General features: G+C 52.5%; 14 protein-coding genes and 1 tRNA gene. 7 read left to right on the plus strand and 8 right to left on the minus strand.

Annotated features, from left to right (window positions below; genetic code table 11):
• The first annotated feature begins 122 nt into the window (after positions 1-122).
• Entirely contained in the window at positions 123-1,358 is a 1,236-nt protein-coding gene (locus F1728_RS11280; protein WP_155364190.1) for an aminotransferase class V-fold PLP-dependent enzyme, read from the plus strand.
• A gap of 16 nt (positions 1,359-1,374) precedes the next feature.
• Here F1728_RS11280 and F1728_RS11285 read toward each other — a convergent pair.
• The 3 genes from F1728_RS11285 to F1728_RS11295 form a co-directional block, all read right to left on the minus strand.
• A tRNA-Glu gene (locus F1728_RS11285) sits at positions 1,375-1,449 on the minus strand.
• Positions 1,450-1,625: 176 nt separating this feature from the next.
• A complete protein-coding gene (csrA, locus tag F1728_RS11290; protein ID WP_145180704.1) occupies positions 1,626-1,838 on the minus strand; it encodes a carbon storage regulator CsrA in 213 nt (70 codons plus the stop codon).
• A 528-nt stretch (positions 1,839-2,366) separates the two neighbouring features.
• Positions 2,367-2,693 carry an HU family DNA-binding protein gene (locus tag F1728_RS11295; RefSeq protein ID WP_145103980.1) on the minus strand — a complete coding sequence of 109 codons (327 nt, stop codon included), beginning with the start codon at positions 2,691-2,693 and terminating at the stop codon, positions 2,367-2,369.
• Between the two features lie 425 nt (positions 2,694-3,118).
• Here F1728_RS11295 and F1728_RS11300 point away from each other — a divergent pair, with 425 nt between their 5' ends.
• The 3 genes from F1728_RS11300 to rsmD all read left to right on the plus strand — a co-directional run bounded on the left by F1728_RS11300 (position 3,119) and on the right by rsmD (position 5,121).
• Positions 3,119-3,682, plus strand: a complete 564-nt coding sequence (locus F1728_RS11300; RefSeq protein WP_155364191.1) for a response regulator transcription factor — start codon at positions 3,119-3,121, stop codon at positions 3,680-3,682.
• A gap of 183 nt (positions 3,683-3,865) precedes the next feature.
• Positions 3,866-4,429 (plus strand): FHA domain-containing protein, encoded by a 564-nt coding sequence (locus F1728_RS11305; protein ID WP_155364192.1) that lies wholly within the window; start codon positions 3,866-3,868, stop codon positions 4,427-4,429.
• A 104-nt stretch (positions 4,430-4,533) separates the two neighbouring features.
• Positions 4,534-5,121 (plus strand): 16S rRNA (guanine(966)-N(2))-methyltransferase RsmD, encoded by a 588-nt coding sequence (gene rsmD, locus F1728_RS11310; protein ID WP_155364193.1) that lies wholly within the window; start codon positions 4,534-4,536, stop codon positions 5,119-5,121.
• A gap of 78 nt (positions 5,122-5,199) precedes the next feature.
• Here rsmD and F1728_RS11315 read toward each other — a convergent pair whose 3' ends face one another.
• The 3 genes from F1728_RS11315 to F1728_RS11325 all read right to left on the minus strand — a co-directional run bounded on the left by F1728_RS11315 (position 5,200) and on the right by F1728_RS11325 (position 11,035).
• Positions 5,200-8,106 (minus strand): efflux RND transporter permease subunit, encoded by a 2,907-nt coding sequence (locus tag F1728_RS11315; RefSeq protein ID WP_155364194.1) that lies wholly within the window; start codon positions 8,104-8,106, stop codon positions 5,200-5,202.
• A gap of 525 nt (positions 8,107-8,631) precedes the next feature.
• On the minus strand, positions 8,632-9,432 hold the full coding sequence (locus F1728_RS11320) for an MBL fold metallo-hydrolase (RefSeq protein ID WP_155364195.1): 801 nt from the start codon (positions 9,430-9,432) through the stop codon (positions 8,632-8,634).
• Positions 9,433-9,688: 256 nt separating this feature from the next.
• A complete protein-coding gene (locus F1728_RS11325) occupies positions 9,689-11,035 on the minus strand; it encodes a hypothetical protein (protein ID WP_228030669.1) in 1,347 nt (448 codons plus the stop codon).
• Between the two features lie 235 nt (positions 11,036-11,270).
• Between F1728_RS11325 and F1728_RS11330 the strand changes: the two genes are divergently transcribed.
• Positions 11,271-12,011, plus strand: coding sequence for a rhamnogalacturonan acetylesterase (locus tag F1728_RS11330; RefSeq protein ID WP_155364196.1), 741 nt, complete (start codon positions 11,271-11,273; stop codon positions 12,009-12,011).
• A gap of 32 nt (positions 12,012-12,043) precedes the next feature.
• On the opposite strand, the gene F1728_RS11335 is transcribed toward F1728_RS11330, so the two are convergent.
• Positions 12,044-13,141, minus strand: coding sequence for a cellulase family glycosylhydrolase (locus F1728_RS11335; protein ID WP_228030671.1), 1,098 nt, complete (start codon positions 13,139-13,141; stop codon positions 12,044-12,046).
• Between the two features lie 176 nt (positions 13,142-13,317).
• Between F1728_RS11335 and F1728_RS11340 the strand changes: the two genes are divergently transcribed.
• The gene (locus F1728_RS11340) at positions 13,318-14,529 is read left to right on the plus strand and encodes a sialidase family protein (RefSeq protein WP_155364197.1); all 1,212 of its coding nucleotides are present in this window, start codon (positions 13,318-13,320) and stop codon (positions 14,527-14,529) included.
• Positions 14,530-14,553: 24 nt separating this feature from the next.
• Here F1728_RS11340 and F1728_RS11345 read toward each other — a convergent pair whose 3' ends face one another.
• The gene (locus F1728_RS11345; protein WP_155364198.1) at positions 14,554-15,960 is read right to left on the minus strand and encodes a hypothetical protein; all 1,407 of its coding nucleotides are present in this window, start codon (positions 15,958-15,960) and stop codon (positions 14,554-14,556) included.
• Between the two features lie 145 nt (positions 15,961-16,105).
• On the opposite strand from F1728_RS11345, the gene F1728_RS11350 reads away from it, so the two are divergent.
• Complete coding sequence (locus F1728_RS11350) at positions 16,106-17,317, plus strand: hypothetical protein (protein ID WP_155364199.1); 1,212 nt, start codon at positions 16,106-16,108, stop codon at positions 17,315-17,317.
• The last annotated feature ends 2 nt before the right edge of the window (positions 17,318-17,319 follow it).

Here is a 17,319-nt window from a genome sequence, read left to right on the forward strand (position 1 = left end):
GGTAACCTGATACATGAATCAGAGCACCGAAGATTGACACCATCATACTCTAACGTTCTTAAGTATAACAGTATGTTATTTACGTTTTGCGTCTTCCTGTTTAAATATTAGAGTGTAGAACCATGCTCGTGAACAGCCCCTTCAGCGAAAAACCAGCGATCCTCGGCGGCATTCCCTGTCTGCCTGCAGGTCCACCAGCCTGGCCTTTCCCGAGCGCAGCCACCACCCAGGTATTACAGGAGGCCCAGAAGACAGGCCTCTGGGGGAAATACCATGGCCCCTGGACGAAAGAACTGCAGCAGCGACTGTGTGAGCTGCATCAAAAAGACGTAGCCCTGCTCTGTTCCAGTGGTACTGTCGCCATCGAACTCGCGCTACGAGGGCTGAATGTTGGACCGGGAGATGAAGTCATCCTCGCCGCTTATGACTTTGAAGGGAATTTTAAAAATATCCTGACGGTAGACGCGACACCAATGCTGGTCGACGTGGATCGCCGCAACGGCAATCTCGATATCGAACTGGTAGAACAGGCGATCACACCTGCCACACGCTGCATTCTGGTTTCACACCTGCATGGAGGATTAGTCCCCATGCGGGCTCTGACAGCTCTCGCTGCAGCCCGTGGCATCCCAGTAATTGAAGATGCCTGCCAGGTCCCGGGAGCAATGATTGAAGGCCGCACAGCGGGCAGTTGGGGCGAGATTGGTACCCTCAGCTTCGGAGGTAGTAAATTATTGACCGCAGGGCGAGGGGGAGCTGTACTGACATCCTCACCACAGATCGCCCAGCGGATCCGACTCTATTCCTTTCGGGGCAATGACGCCTATCCGCTCTCTGAACTGCAGGCCGGCCTTTTAATTCCTCAGTTGGACCAGCTGCCCACGCAAAACCAGTTACGACAGGATAACGTGACACACCTCATCAGAAAGCTGGGCAGTGACTCAGGACTGACCAGCCTTGAGAACCACCGGCTCAATTCTGCGCATGCTTCGCAGCCAGGATATTACAAGCTGGCGCTCTGGTATGACTCAGAGCGATTTGAGGGCCTCCCACGCGAGCTGTTCTGCCTCGCAATGCAAGCCGAGGGAATTGCCCTGTTCCCAGGCTTCAGGGCTCTGCACGCGATCCACAGCCGTCGACGCTACCTGCAGGCTGACGAACTCTCTGTCGCCTCTGAATGTGATCTGCGAATGATAGTTCTACACCACCCTATCCTGCTTTCTGAGGCAGAGAGCATGACACAAATCGCAGAAGCGGTTCGGCGGATTCAGATCCATGCAGCCGAAATCAGACAACAAACCACCCCCGAGATTCAAGAGGCAGTGCGCAAAAAAAACAGCGACCATTCTTTCGAATGATCGCTGTTTTCAAATCTGACCCCAAGGGGATTTGAACCCCTGTTTTCGGGATGAAAACCCGATGTCCTGGGCCTAACTAGACGATGGGGCCGACGAGATTAGTAATCTAAGCTTTCCATCGGATAAGTCAAGCGGACGGCGTTAATAGAATTCAGGTTCTCTGAAAAAAAACTGGAATACGCCAGCTGGATGGAATCGGGCTGAAATCAGTCGCTAAAAAAAGCCGCTGTGAAGCGGCCTTCTAGTATTCATAGATGCACAGCAAGGTTACTGCAGTAACTCGGAAGCATCATTCTCAGATCCTGAAACCGAATTCTGTTCGTTCTGAATTGCTTCATAAACTTCGCTACGATGAATGGGTACTTCGCGGGGCGCTTCAATCCCCAGACGCACTTTGTCGCCGCGAATTTCGACAATCGTAATCACGATGTTTTCATCGATTACGATCTTCTCATTTTTCTTACGAGATAAAACTAACATGCCATCTTCTCTCTCAGGATGACTGATCATCCTACGTAAATCCTGACGTAGTGTGCCGTGCAATATAGGGACACTACAACGATCCATCAGTAGTCGCACTGAGATCAATTAACGTTGAGATTTTACATGCCCACATTTATACCGTCAAGAGGCTGGCGCGCGGGATCAGCGCACAGGCCGTCCGATATGAGCCCTTCAGAAGAGGCAGTAGAGAAAATGAGGCGTTACACTGCAGGCGCAACATGTACTATAAAATACACTTACAGCAAGAGTTTCCCCTTCCGACGGTAATCGGAAAGACTTTACAAAAAACGCTTTAATTTCGAAGAAATTTTGCTTTTTTTGAGTTTTTGACCTGAATCGGGCTTTTTCTCGCGAAAACCTGATGAGGTATTCCAGAGCAACGACAGTCGGTTCAGTTCAAAGAGAGTAGAGGAAACTACTACCCGAATTCAAACTTGATGCAGCTTCTACGAAGAGAAGCTGCATCGGAATGAATTCATTCATCCTGCAATCAGACGCAGGAGACTAGACCATCTCTTTGAGTGCTTTGAGAGGTCGAACCTTGACGACGTTGCGAGCAGGCTTTGCAGCAACCTGCATCATTTCGCCAGGCTTGAATGGATTGGGACGGGTGGTGGCTTTGGTAGCCGGTTTACGCTGAACCTGAATCTTCAGCAGACCAGGTACGTTGAAGACACCAGGGCCACGTTTGCCAAGGTTCTTGGCAATCAGTGAGCTTAATTCATCAAGAACAGCGGTAACTTCTTTCTTAGTGAGTCCAGAACCTTCAGCTAGTGCATTGAGGATCTCTGTTTTGGTAAGTGGCTTATCTTTCGTAGCCTTTGCTGCCATTGTGAACTCCTGATACTGGTAAATGAAAATGAAAGAAGTGGACTACCACCTCGTCATAGTGTGTTGTCATATCCGTGTTGTGGCCAGGCAAAAAACGTTGTTTTCCCCTAGAACCAAGGGTAAGTAAAGTATTTGTAAATCCAAAAGTCAATGTGTTTGCCCCTGTTTTTCAGGAGTTTTTGTTATTTCCGCCGAAAAAAAAACTTTTCCTGTGTCATTTTTCAGACGCTGTGAGATAATAAATTCTTGGTATTTCTCACCAGAAGATCCAGATTCAACCCACACTACTATTGACGAATGAGAGTGAATTCACACACCACTTTTTAACAGGATCGTTATCGCGAAAAAAATTACCGCCGTATAGTTCCATTCACAAAGCAGGCCCGACGGAATCGGGGACACTGAATTAAGGAGTCTCCACTACTATGGCAACACACGAACCGCGCTTGGACATGACCTCTTCGATTGTCAATCATATCCTGGTCGTTGAAGACGATCCGGATACGGCGTTCTTCATCAAAACTCTACTGGAAGAACATCACTATCATGTCACCCTGGCTAAAGATGGCGGCCAGGCTCATTCATCTTTCTCAATGCACAAACCTGATTTTGTCATCCTGGATCTGATCATGCCCCAGGAGAGCGGGTTTGAAATCTGCGAGCATATGAAGCAACGGGAAGGTGACGTCCCGATTCTGATTCTGACAGCCATCGATTTACCAGAGTCCCGTAAACTGGCTGCACGCGTGGGTGCTAACGGGTATCTGCTCAAACCCTTTGATCCCGACGAACTCCTGGAACTGATCCGGGAGATCGCAGACGATGCCTGGGAAGAAGGACACCTCACCGATCATCGAGAACAGCAGGAAGAACGCATACAGTTTTCCTGCGGCTGCGGCAAGAAACTGAAAGTCCGCAGTAAACACCGGGGCCGCACGATGACCTGTCCCGCCTGTAACGACGCTTTAATTGTCCCGCTACATGATTGATCCACTTCTGAAAAACAAAGCAACGAGGAAAACATGACCTGATTCAGTCCCTTCATTTCTGTGCCGTACAAACCAGTACAATACGAAGTTATTCAAACCAGCCTGCCACTTTTAAGTCTGTTGAAATCGACCATCATTGTTCACAGCACGAATCACATCTTCCTGATGTAAGGCCCGCCAGACATGCCCAAATTCATTATAAAAACAGGTAAATACCAGGGAAAAACGCTCAAACTCCCCGCAAGAGAGGTCACACTAGGACGCGACCCCGAATGTGAAATTCGCATCCCCGATCCAGATGTCAGCCGAAAGCATTGTCAGTTTTCGACCCGGGAAGGCACACTCTACGTCGTTGATCTGAAGAGTCGTAATGGCACCTATGTCAACGACCGGGTAATTCAGACAGAGACCCCGCTGCAGCCGGGCGATCAATTGCGCGTCGGACCAATGCTGCTTGAGCTGGCCGGCGCCCGGAAAGCCATTTCGAAGCCTGCTAACCTCAACCCCGACCAGGCGGCTCCCCTGTCCGATGATGACATTTCCACCTGGCTTTCTGAAGAAACGCCGGAAGGGGAACCTGGCGAATCGATTGGCGATACCACCATTATCTCCACATCACAGCTACCTCAGCCGGAAGCACCTGTTCCGAAAGCAAAGAAGGAGTTTCACTCGATTGCCGAAGAAGCGGCCGAAATCATTCGGCAGCACTGGGCAAAAGTGGCCCGGCAGAAGCAGGAAAAGCAGTGATCCTTCTCTTTGCCGCGTCTCCGTTATACAATCGCGGCATCGTATTTTGTTGTGTTTCGTGTGAATCCCGAGATTCACGCTCGATTTATTGAAATGTCATTACCGTGCGTATTATTGCTGGCAAATATCGTCGACGTAAATTACAGGCCAACCCCGGTCAGACCACCCGTCCCATCACCGACTTCGTCAAGGAAGTCCTTTTCGAATGGCTCGGAGATTCAGTCAAAGACAAGCGAGTGGCGGATATTTACGCCGGAACCGGATCTCTGGGACTGGAAGCACTCAGTCGCGGCGCGACCAGCGCCGTGTTCATCGAACAGGACTGGAAGGCTCATGAGTTGCTGAAACAGAATGTGGCGCACGTCGGCGTTGAAGCAGATTCCCTCTGCTGGAAGACCAACGCCCTGCTCTCGTCGTTCCGTCCCAAAAATGTGCCAGACTTCGTCCCCTTCGACCTGATCTTCTTCGATCCCCCTTACAAAATGATCGATGATCTCAAGCCCGGCTCCCGGCTGTATGAATCAATGCAGCGACTGGCCCGTGACAACGTTTCCAGCCCCGACTGTCGCCTGCTACTCCGCACGCCCCGCGATGCTGAGTTCGAGGCACCTCCGGAATGGCAGCAATACGACCTGCTGCAGAAGTCGAGCATGGATATCTACTTCCTGAAAAAGCAGGAACCATCGGCGTAAACCCTGCCCCCAAAAGCGATCTTTGAGGCCCTGCCTCTACGACACTGCGATCATCGCAAAGCCATTCCGAAAGGACACTTACGTCTCGAAAGACTGTTCAGACTGAGCCCGCTTGACCACATGTGAAAGATGAGGCTTTGACTCTTTCCCTTCCTGTAACAGCGGATGTTTCTCAGTCGCTTTCTGCTCTCGTTTCTGCGAGTTCACAATCAGCGTTCCCAAGGGGCCAGCCAGCAGTGCGGGTAGGAAGATGATGTCGGCCAGCAGTGCTGCGGTAATCAGAGCACACATGAGAATGCCGAAGCGACTTACCAGCAGCAATTCAGCCGGATAGAGCATCGCCAGGCTGATCGCCACCACGGCACTGGTCTGCCACATCGCAGGGCCACAATGCCCCAACGCTGCAGCCACCGCTTCACTCTTGGTTTTACCTTCTTCGATTCCGATTTTGAACCAGGTCAGTAGATGCAGAGTGCCGTCCACAGCGATCCCCAGAGCGACGGATGCGGTAATCATCGTTCCAATATCCACAGCCACGTGCATCCAGGACAACAGCCCGAAGATCACACCGATGGGCATCAGGTTCGGTAACATCGTAATCAGACCTGCTGTCGGACTCCGCAGCAGTACCATCATCACCACGGCGATGACAGCAAAGGCCAGCCCAAAGCTTTTGATCAAGCTCTCCAATACAGCCTGCTGGGTTCGCAGAAACAGGGGAATCGTTCCGGTCACCAGATGCGTCGTCCCGGCATGATCACGTAAGACAGACTGCGTTACCTGGTTCAATTCATTCGTTAGATCTGCATAGTTGAGATCGGTCATAATGGCGACCTGTGCGGTGATCCGCCACATTTCGTCGCCCTTCTGAATGTCGACCATTCGTGCGCCGTTAGCAGTCTCCTGCTCCAGATCCGCAGTATGGTCGGCAATATTCAGGAATGATTTTACGGTATCCCCTTCCAGGTTTACTTCGCCTGATTTTTCCTTTTTCAGGCTCTCGCGAACGCGGCGTTCGGTTTCGTTCACCCGTTTTGCGTGACGCAGTTTCTGGAAGGTACTTGCATCTTTGGGCAGTGGTTCAGAGACGGGACGAAAATCAGCCAGCGAGATCGTACCGCTGATCTCAGGATGTTCGGCGATTTTCCGCTCGATGTTTCGCACCAGTTCGACACGTTCTTCAAAGTTCAGATCTTCCTGTGCTTTTTCATCGAAACAGATCACGGTATCGACGGGGGTAATCCCCGACAGGTTCTCTTCCAGAAACAGGTAGTCCTGAATCACGCGGGAAGAGTCGGGAAAATACCGGATCACTTTGGTCTCGGTCCGGAACCATTTGAACCCGTAACAGGCAGCAACAAAAATCGCCAGGCAGGAGAACGAAACCAGCCACTGGTGCCGTGACAGTCCCCGCCCGAACGCCTGCCAGTGTCGGGTATCGATCTCGGAAGCTTTCGGCGGTTTAGCCGGCCATAACTGGAGTAACGAAGGCAGACCGTAGAGCACCATCAGCAGGGAAACCACACAGCCGATCGAAGCGTAGAGGCCAAAATCGCGAACTGGTGATAGCGGGCTGGTCAGCAGTGAAGCCAGACCAATGGCTGTTGTCAGACTTGCCATCATACAGGGAGCCCGTGCCATCTCCACTGCTTTAACGACAGCGGTTTTCATATCTACATGGGCTGCGTGCTTCCAGTAATTCGCAACGTGAATCGACCCAGACAGCGTTAGTACGGTCAATAGTGTCGGCATAACGACCAGCACCATATTCATCGTGCCGCCCGTCATGGGAATGATGGAAACCGCGACAAACGTCGTGTAATAGGCGACCAGCAGCACCAGGCAGGCCAGTCGCACACTCCGCAGCATCAGGAATGCCAGGGCAATTCCGATCAGTCCGGAGAACAGCGTCACCGAGCGTTTATGGAACTGCCACAGAGGATACGCCGTATTCCAGGAGGACTCTTTTACCATCCGGTTCAGAGCAGCCCCCGCAACCGGGCGTCCCCCCATGTGGAGGTTTTCTTCCGGAATACCTGCAGCAACGGCAGCTGTTTTAATGGCTGCAACTGCCGAAGCATGGTCGGCATCGCCTGTGTCAGAGAGTGAAATCGCCACTGCGATGGGAGTACCAATCGCGAAAAAACAGTCTTCAATGAGCTTGGGTTCTTCACCTGGCTGATCGCTTTTCGCTTCCTGGTCCGCAGCAGTTGAAGCCCCAACCAGGATCTCGGGACGTCTTAAAGACAGAGCGATTTCTTTGATCTGGTCGGCCTGCTTAGAATGGGCCTGCATCCGCGGCCAGATTAACTGAAAATCGTGTTCGGGGATCGCCTCGACCAGCGTCTTAAAGTCGACCTGATCTTCGTCCGGCTCTTCCACGGGTGCATCAGTAACGCTGCCTTCTTCCGTCTCATCAACCATCTCCACCCAGGGAGTGAAAGCGGGTTTGACAGTCAGATCGATGCCCAGTTCGCGTTTTGTAGTTGCGATCAGTTCCTGAATCGTCTGTTCTCGTCGTTTTTTACCGGCAGGGCTCAAACGTACCTTAAGCATCCCCGTCCCGATCAGAACCCCCTTCAGGCGACGCTCTGCTTCATCAGGGTCGATGTGGTAATCCACCATCTTCTGAATCGCATCCTGGGGAGTTGCGACGTCCAGAATGTAGGGTGAACCACCTCGACGAACGCCTTTGGCATCTTTCTGCCCCAGCAAGGAATGCTTCAGTCGCTCGGCGCGCAAGTCCGTCAGCGAACTGCCATCCCAGGAGACCAGCACGCGATCTTCTATACCGAAGCTGTCGCGATGCCACTGCAGAACTTTTGACTGTGGATCATCAGGGGGGAGCCAGTTCTCAACGTTGTTTTCCTGGCGGATCTCCCGCAACACTCCAAACAGCACTGGAGTGATGAAGATCATCAGAACCACAACCCACAAAGATAGACTGTGTCCCCATGGATCGCGTTTTTCAAAAAACGAAGCCATTACTTAATCCATTAGCCGAGTAGGCTTTATCAATAACATGAATTCGCGTTCAAAAATCAGGGAACTGCGAGATTCATATTGAAAACGGTTTGATCCAAAATATCTCAACAACTGAGTCCAACTTGAGCTTTCTTCACTGAAAAACAGGAAAATGCTCAAACCAGATCTCATGAATTGTCACGGTTTCGCTAAATGAATCAATCTCGAATGCATAAAAAATAGAAATGCCCGCTTCCGCTGCTCGATTTGAATTGCGTTGTTCCGGTCAACGCATATCGGTATTTTTCGTCGCCGCGTCTGGTTAAACTTGTCGCAGCACAGGCAACATCTGTGATTATCGTAAAGATCCTGCGCATGATAGCAGTTTTGACGATTATAGCAGCAGGAATTTGCCCTCTGGGAGCTGCTTCTACCTTAAAAAGTGGAAAATACAGCCTCGTGAGTGCGTTTCAGACACCTGTATTCATAGCGCGCAGGGCGTCCCACATGAACACAGATTCATACAAAAGCACTGAAAATCAGACGTTATTCGGCAGTTTCCGGGTCAAAGCCTTTGAGCAGCTCTTCGTCCCACTCGTCCTGTAAAGGCCAGTCGACCGCACAGGTACCGAAGTCTGCCATATGCAGATATGTGTTCAAACGGTCAATGGTTGATTGCAAGAGTTCCCGTTTATTGCGGAAAATAGGACCGTGGCTGGGGAGCAGCCATTTCGCGTCGCAGTCGCGGATCCGCTCCAGGGACGCGATGAAATCAGGAATATCCGAACCGTGGTGGGCGTCTATATGACCGACGCAGCCATCCCGGTAGATGTTATCCCCGGAAAACAGCAGATCGCCAAAACGGAAGGCCAGCTGTCCGTCGGTGTGTCCGGGGGTGTGCCAGACTTCCAGTTTGACGTCGCCCCCCAGGTCAATCACATCACCTTCTTTGACTTCCCAATCAACTTTGCACGCAGGCATATCGATTGAAATGCCCTGGGCGCTGATCTCGGCGTAGGTGCTGATCCGATCCCCTTCCTCCAGTGGTTTCGCTGCACTGGGATGCGCGATAACCTGGGCATTGGGTAGAAGTTCTTTCGCTTTACTCAACCCCTGGATGTGGTCGACATCAGCGTGGGTGGCAATCAGATATTTGCAGTTTGCCAGCGGAAAATCCATCTGCCGGATCATCTCGATGATTTCGGAAACGGTATCTTCGTAGCCGATATCGATCAGTAACCACTCATTCTGGTCGTTAAATACCAGATAGACACAACACCCCAAACGCTGTCTGGCCTGATAATTGATTTCGATCACGTGGGGAAATACTTCGCGTCGGGGTAACATACCCGTAAGCTCCTCGTAGTTTTAAGCGCGGCGGTTGTTTTGAGATTCGGAACGGAAAGACCGGTCAGGCACTGGTTATAGAAATTGAATATCCAGCAGACAGAACGCCCTGTAAATCCAGTCTTTGCACTGCCGTCATTCTAAGCGGGGGAATTCACCGAAACAACCAATATCAAAGCAGATGTAGGGGTATATGTCTGATTTCATAGACAAAACCGCTACGTTTTCGATTCACATCGACAGCCGCAGAACCGATTTACAGCTTCCAGTACTTGGGAAGACCCCTCCGGGTTTCGATCAGGATCTCCAGAATCGCCCGACGGTCCTCGACACTGAGATGCGCGTACTCCTTACTCTGGTTCTTACCAGTCAGCACTTCCCACAACTGACGATATACCACTTCCAGAACCGGCTCAGGCAGGCTTTCGAACGACTCGCTGTAGATCAGGTAGCTGCAGGGATACTTGAACAATCGCCGCTTCAGATCAAAGTCGCGTAACGAACGACCCTGGCTGTCTCGCGGGCCTGCTTTGGAAAACTCAGCCTGGAAACCAGAGATCCCCTGAATCTGATCTTCCAGTTGCAGTTCGTCTGTAAACAACATGTAGTCCACGAGCCGTTTTGCGGAGCTCTCGTAGCGTCGCTTTGTGCTGTCACTCTGAAACGCTGCTTCCCGTTCCAGCATGCGGTTCATCACCAGGGAGTCCCGATCAGTAATTCGCCCTTCAAACTGCGCCCGGGTGATCAGGTTATGCATCTTGGCCTGATGTTCCAGAACCATCAACGACACAATATCACTGTAAGGCGTCAGATAGGGGTCAGTGTTGAACCAGCGTTCCAGGTCGTCGGCGTTTGCTCCACGATCTCGATTCAGATTCCGTGCACTGTCCCCCTGTCGGAAGATCAGGTTTCCCATGTGACGCATTTTTCCATGCGTTCCTGAGACGTACCAGCCCCCCCAGCGTTCTTCGAAGGGACTGCTGTGGTCGCTACGATAAGTTCCCTCACGGAACACAGGCATTCCATCCGGTCCCGGATAGACCGACCGCATGATATGTCCCGGCACTCCCTGTGTCATGGAACCGGCATGGCACTGCGTGCACTCAAACGTCTTCCGAACAAATTGGGGACGCGATGCTTCAAACTGTGAGAGCGTGTAAAAAACGGTTCCCAGTTCTGGATCGCTGGCCGAAACTTCCAGCACGGATCCCCCCTGCACGAAGCCGAGGTACAGATCGTCATTGTAATACAACGCACGTGGCGATAACGGATCGATGCGTTTGACCTGCAGACTGGTCTTGGAAAAGACCAGCACCTGCGAAGAAACCGGAATCTTCAACGCATCCAGTACCGCAGGCAGATAGCCACGGCCCTCTTTCCGATCAAATGTCAGTTTGGCTTCGCCTGCATCCAGTTTTTTCTGAAAGCGAGAGATCGCATTAGCGGGAGAGGCCTGATTATAGTTGATCGGTGCCTCTTCGAAATTGACCTGGGCCGACGCAGATCCGGTCCCCACCACACCAAAGGCAGCCAGGCAGACAATCACCCAGCACAAACTGAGTTTGAAAGGCGACAGAATTTTCGACTTCGGGAACACGTTCATCGGTGGAGCACTTCTTTCAACGGGCGGGACGTTACCAGAGTCAGATGATCCGAGCTCTGATTTGAGGTTTGAGGCAGGTATCCAGACTCAATATCGGACATTAATATCCATTTTATTTACTAATTATCCCCTGTCAACATACTTTTCAGACTGGTCTTCTCATTTTAAACTGATTCAACAGTAAAAACAGCACCTTCTTACCTGAAAACAGCGACACGATTAGAAAACCAAAATCATGAAAATCACCAGATTCCCTGTCGTACTGCTCCTGAGTTTTCTCATCCACATTCCGGTCTTCACGAGAAGCAGCCTTGAAGCCGCTGAGCCAGCCCTCCGCATCATGCTGATCGGCGACTCAACAGTCTCGGATTATCATAAACGTCCCAAAGACAAACCAGACCTCACCGGCTGGGGACAGGTCTTCGGCGAATATTTCAACGATGATGTGACCATTCTGAACCGGGCCCTCTCCGGCCGCAGCTCCAGCAGTTTCATCCGCGAAGGACGCTGGAAAGATGCACTCGAAGAAAAAGCGGATTACCTCTTCATCCAGTTCGGCCACAACGACTGTCCCGGCAAAGGTGATCGGGAAACTGATCCCGCATCGACCTATCAGGACTATCTCAAAAAATATATCGATGAAGCCCGCGCCGCTGGGATGCAGCCGGTTCTGGTTACTCCCATGACACGTCGTGTATTTGAAAACGGAAAGATCAGAACCATTCTCCGTCCTTACGCCGAAGCCATGCTCAAAGTCGGCCATGAAAAAAATGTACCCGTCATCGACCTGCACCAGAAAAGCGTCACCCTGTTTAATCAGTTGGGAGATGCAGGCAGTGCATACTTCAGCCCCAGCAAAGATGACCGCACTCATTTCTCAGGGAAAGGCGCCCGCGAGATCGCCCGGCTCGTTGTGGAAGAGATTCCAGCCAAAGTCCCCAGTCTGAAACCATACCTCAAGCAGCCAGCTCCCTGAAGCTGTGAGAGATTACCGGCACTCTTGCGATATCACGGCGTCTCTTTGAATCGGGAACCATTCTGTTTGAAGAACTCCAGCCAGCGGGCCATGATGGCATCACTTATCGTGGTCCCTTGCTGGTATTCCTGCAGGCTCTGCCCCCAATAAAAGCCGATCCAGCCCTCCGCATATTTCCGCGACTCGAGCATAAACTGTTCAAATTCTTCGGGGGAACTCTTCAGCGGAAACGTTTCTTCAATCACCAGTGGCTTGCCGATATCAAAGCCTTTGAGCGTCTCTATCGCCTCGTCCACTTTACCTTTCTCGGGATAGAGATGCACACAGATGAAATCCAGATGTGCGCTCACCTTCTCAGGTACAAAACCAGACTGCAGCCCTTTTCGTTCCAGACTCCAGGGAACCATGCCGACCGTGATCAGGTGCTTTGAATCCTGTTCGCGAATCGCTTGAGAGAGCGTTTTGATCCAGGCTGCCGCAATCTCAGGACGCGTCCGCTCATCCGGGCTGAGCGTAATCCGCTGCACGAAATGCTTGCCTGCAAACCCGGGCCCCAGCCAGTCGGTCCCTTTTTTCTTTCCGCCGTGCACCACCGGTTCATTCATCAGATCGTAGCAGAAAATGGCCGGACTCCCCGCACACCGCTTCGCGACAGCTGACCAGAAATGCGTCTGAGCTTCCCAGCGGCCTTGATCGCTCAGAGCATCGTACCAGGCGGGCACGTCCTGTTTGTGATAACAGCCCAGGCCGGTCAAATCGAGATAGAGCCCGGTCTGCTCCGCAAGTTCCAGAAGATCACCCAGTTTCTTGAGGGCCTCTTTGCGTGGCTGATCGGGGACCGACATGAACTTGCCGAACTGAATGTGAATCCGCACTACATTCGCCCCGAGCGCTTTCATCTCGGCAAAGTCGGCTTCGATCTCCTGCCACTCTTTATCCCAGTAATCTTCCAGCAGGCGGCTTTTCCGATCGTGATCGTAATTGAAACCCCAGGGAACAAAGCGTTGCTGAGACTCTGCGGTCACGAACGATTTTCCATCCGCGCTGACCTGAATCCATTCCAGTTCAGCAGCCTGCAGATATGAAGTAGACCAGAGACAGACAATGACAGCCAGCGAGCGCATACACATAGTTCAACTCCAGAAACAGGAGCAAGGAAAAAGGACTACTATGAATCATTGTAAAGTCTGCTGCTGGAAGAATTCAACAACTCCTCTCCCAGGTTGACCGCTCTGCTATTGAGGAAGCCTTGCATTCTGCGTATCGTTAAAGGACTTACCAGATCTCATCCAATCAGAGGTTCTCCATGAAAACACGCAGCCTGCTCTGTCTCGTATTAGGCCTGTTGACCATCGGCCCGGCTTCACTTACCGCAGACGACTCAGCACCACTCACCTATGAAGTCGACCTGAGAACCGTGCGGGAAGGCTTTGACGGCAAGACCTGCTGGGTGCAGGCCCGCGCGGGTGCGATTCCCCAGTCGGGCGATTTTCCGGCAACCGTGGTCCTCACAATGCAGAAGCTGCTTTTGACCGGTTCGGATGTGTTCTATGCTCTGAATGAAATGCGGACCACCGATGGCAAAAACTGGATTGGCCCCATCAAACACGAGACCCTGGCCCGTCGCCGGCTGTCTGACACGCGTGAGATCGCCATTTGTGATTTCACTCCAGGCTGGCACGCGAAGACCAAAAAACTGTTAGGGACCGGACACTCGGTCCGCTACGAAAACAACAAAGTCATGCACGTTCGCAAGCGGAGCGTTGCCTACTCGGTGTACAATCAGCAGGACCACACCTGGTCTGACTGGACGACGATGAGCATGCCTGACGAATCCCGCTTCGAAGACTGCGGTGCCGGCTCTGCGCAGCGCTGGGATCTACAGGATGGCACGATCCTGCTTCCCGTTTACTTCAAGCCAAAAAAAGAAAAGCAGTACAGCACCACTGTAGTCCTCTGTGACTTTGACGGTGAGAAACTGACTTACAAAAAGCATGGCAGCACACATACGGTGCCGGTGAAGCGGGGCTTGTATGAACCGTCTATCACAAAATTCCAGCAGAAGTATTACCTGACAATGCGCAATGATGATAAGGGCTACGTCTCCGTCAGTGATGACGGCCTGAACTATACCGAGCCGGTCGTCTGGAAATTTGATGATGGCGAGGAACTGGGCAACTACAACACGCAGCAGCACTGGGTCACGCACAGCGACGGGCTCTTTCTGGTCTACACCCGTCGCGGTGCGAACAACGATCATGTCTTCCGGCACCGGGCGCCCCTGTTCATGGCAGAAGTCGATCCCGCAACACTCCGTGTCAATCGGAGTACCGAACGGATCATCGTCCCAGAAAAAGGGGCCCGCATGGGTAACTTCGCCGTCGTCAACATCAGCCCCTCTGAAACCTGGGTCGTTGTTGCCGAGTGGATGCAGCCGATCGGCATCGAAAAATATGGCAGCAACAATCGGGTCTACACATCCCGAATCAAATGGTCTCGTCCATCTAAAACGGAATAAACGATTCCTGAAGCACTGCTACTTTTACTTGCCCATAACCAGTTCCCGTAACGTCTGCATCAGCACATCCTCGACTTCCGGTGCCGTACGTGAAACGCGGCCGGTTTCGTAGCCTCCCTGGGCATACGCGATCGTCGTGCCGATATAACCGGGGCCCTGATCTCCATAAGCGGCCATGCAGACGAAATCCTCGGGGGCCATTTTCTGCGCTGCGAGCTGATATTCCACGAACAGTTCGCCCGGCATTTGGACCACCTGGGCTGGTCCGATTTTCAGGCGGGTGATGTCGATCGTCTCTCCAGCCTGTGTCCGTTTCAGATAATCCAGATCGCGGGCAGCCCGGATACGATCGGTGATCCGTCCCTGGGGATTTTTTAAAATCGTAGTGAGCTTGTCCTCATCAAGGGTATCCCGCAGCGGAAGCAGTACCGGTTTCACACTCCAGCTGACATCTTGTGCTGTTACCGGTGTTTTTTCGGTCGACTTCCAGGCGGCTTGCATCCCGTCTGCCAGTCGTTGTGCGAGCAGAGGGCGATTCTCCGGATCACCGTTGTTGTATTTTCCAGCACCGATGTTGCCTCCTGCTCCATCAAAATGAATCTGCAGTGCGCCGGGCAACTGTTTTTCATGCAGTCCCCGCGCCAGGCCCACCGTGTCACAACTGATGCCGCCACGTCCGTAATAACTTTGTGGATGGGTCGCGTAGTAACTGAGTACGACCACAGGCTGATCCCCGTCCCACAGGCTGAGCAGACGGACATAAGGATCGATCACACCTTCCGGTGCCTTGATGGCAGCCAGGTTTCGGGATGAACTGAAACGTACGATTTTCACTTTGCCATCCGGCCCCAGGATGCGACGGTTGGAAGCGAACTGCTTCACCTTCCCTTTTCCGGTTCCGACATGGGTCACGGGGCGGGCCTGTTTCAGACTCTGCTGTGCCGCTTCGATCGTACGCTGCATCACATCTTTCAAATACTCATCCTGGTACATCACCCCATCCAGGCCGTTCTCTTTGAGCCGTTGATTCGCCGTGATATCGACACCGGGTGCGTCATGCTGATGCAGGCAGTGAACCGCACAATGGTCGGGCGATGTCCCCACCGCTGCCGCCAGTGCTTTCTTCCATTCATCCTGGGCACCGTTGTTCGCTCCCACCCAGTCCAGGGCCAGCAGGACGACCGGTTGATCTCCGCCCAGCAGAATCATGCCGCGGGCACTTAACGGATCCACTACTTTTTTAGCCGGTGCAATGTGCCCGTAACAGAGCGGATGCCCGATGGGGGGTGTGATGTCGATCGCAAACGTCGCGACTTTGAGTGTCCCTTCCTTTGACTGTTTTGTGGAATCTTCTGCGAAGACAGGGACCACCATCAATATCAGAGAACAGAGACTGAGGACGATCATACGGGGCAGGGACTTTACGGACATCGGTTGACTTTCCTGAGAATTTGGGTGTGAGGATAGTTTCGGATGGAAGCAGATAGTATAACAGATTTTTGATTCGTCTGCCCAATCCCGATGATCAACTTCTGTTGAGAATATTCCGTTCCGCTCCCGTCATATTGACTACCACATGCCTCGTTTTTTTTACGGTAACTTTGATTTCGAACATCAGCTCGCCGGGGAGACGTATGGCACTTCGACCGGCGCAGCAGCCTCGCTCACATCGAGCCTGGCCTGTTGCTGGCTGGGCCTGGCCGAGGCGAGAGATCAGATTTATTTACCGGCGACTCTTCCCCGGGAATTTACAGAACAACTGGCGACATCCGGATTCCCCCCTGTTGAGTTCACGTCTGAGTGGCCCCCCGTCGAAGCAGCCCGCTCCCTGACGTTCATTCCCTGGGGGTGGTCTAATGAAGTGGCAAAGCTCGCAGAAGCGAAAGGCTTCTCCATTGAGACGGGCGTCCTGTCTGCTGCGAGTACGGTCAACGCGCGTTCTTTCTCATTCCAGCTGGAAACGGACTGGGGACTAGCTCTGCCCGGCAGCTGTCGCGTCGAAAGCCTGGAATCTCTGGAACAGGCGCTGCGAGCCTTCCCTGATTCAGACGACTCCAGCTGGGTATTGAAAGCGAACTTCAGCATGTCGGCCCGGGAACGCATGTGCGGACGCGGCTCGAAGCTCAGCGAACCAATCCGAGGCTGGGCCGCAAAACGACTGACACAGGGACAACCCCTGTTTCTGGAACCGTGGGTCGAGCGGATGAGTGAAGCTGGAATTCAAATGGAAATCCCCTCTAGGGGTGAACCGAAGCTCGTCGGGCTGACGGTGCTGCTGAATGATACGCGCGGTCAGTATCGTGGCAGCCGTATCAACGTCGATGATTCGACACTTCAACAATGGCAACCCGCGATTGACGTCGCACAACGGGTCGCCTGCGCCGTTCAGCAGACTGGCTATACAGGACCAGTGGGCATCGATGCGATGCAGTACCGCGATGCTGAGGGAAACACGCGATTACGACCGCTGCAGGATCTCAATGCACGGTATACCATGGGGCGACTCGCGCTCGGTTTTCAGCGATTCCTGACTGCAGACCAGGTTGCCAGCTGGCTGCACTTCCCCTGGAAAGAGTCGTATGGTATCGACTTTTCAAACTGGTTAAGATGTGTGACACAACAGTTGCCGAGCGATGTCAGTGTGCGACCAACTTCTCCCGATCGAATTGAGGGGCAGCCTCCACGTCTGGCCAGTCTCTTGTTGATCGCGGAAAATGCGACAGACCTGCTCACATCTGAAGCAGCGTTGTATGACGCGCATAATAACCTGAATCAAACGACCGGTTGAGA

The sequence above is a fragment of the Gimesia benthica genome (genome assembly GCF_009720525.1).
GTDB lineage: Bacteria > Planctomycetota > Planctomycetia > Planctomycetales > Planctomycetaceae > Gimesia > Gimesia benthica.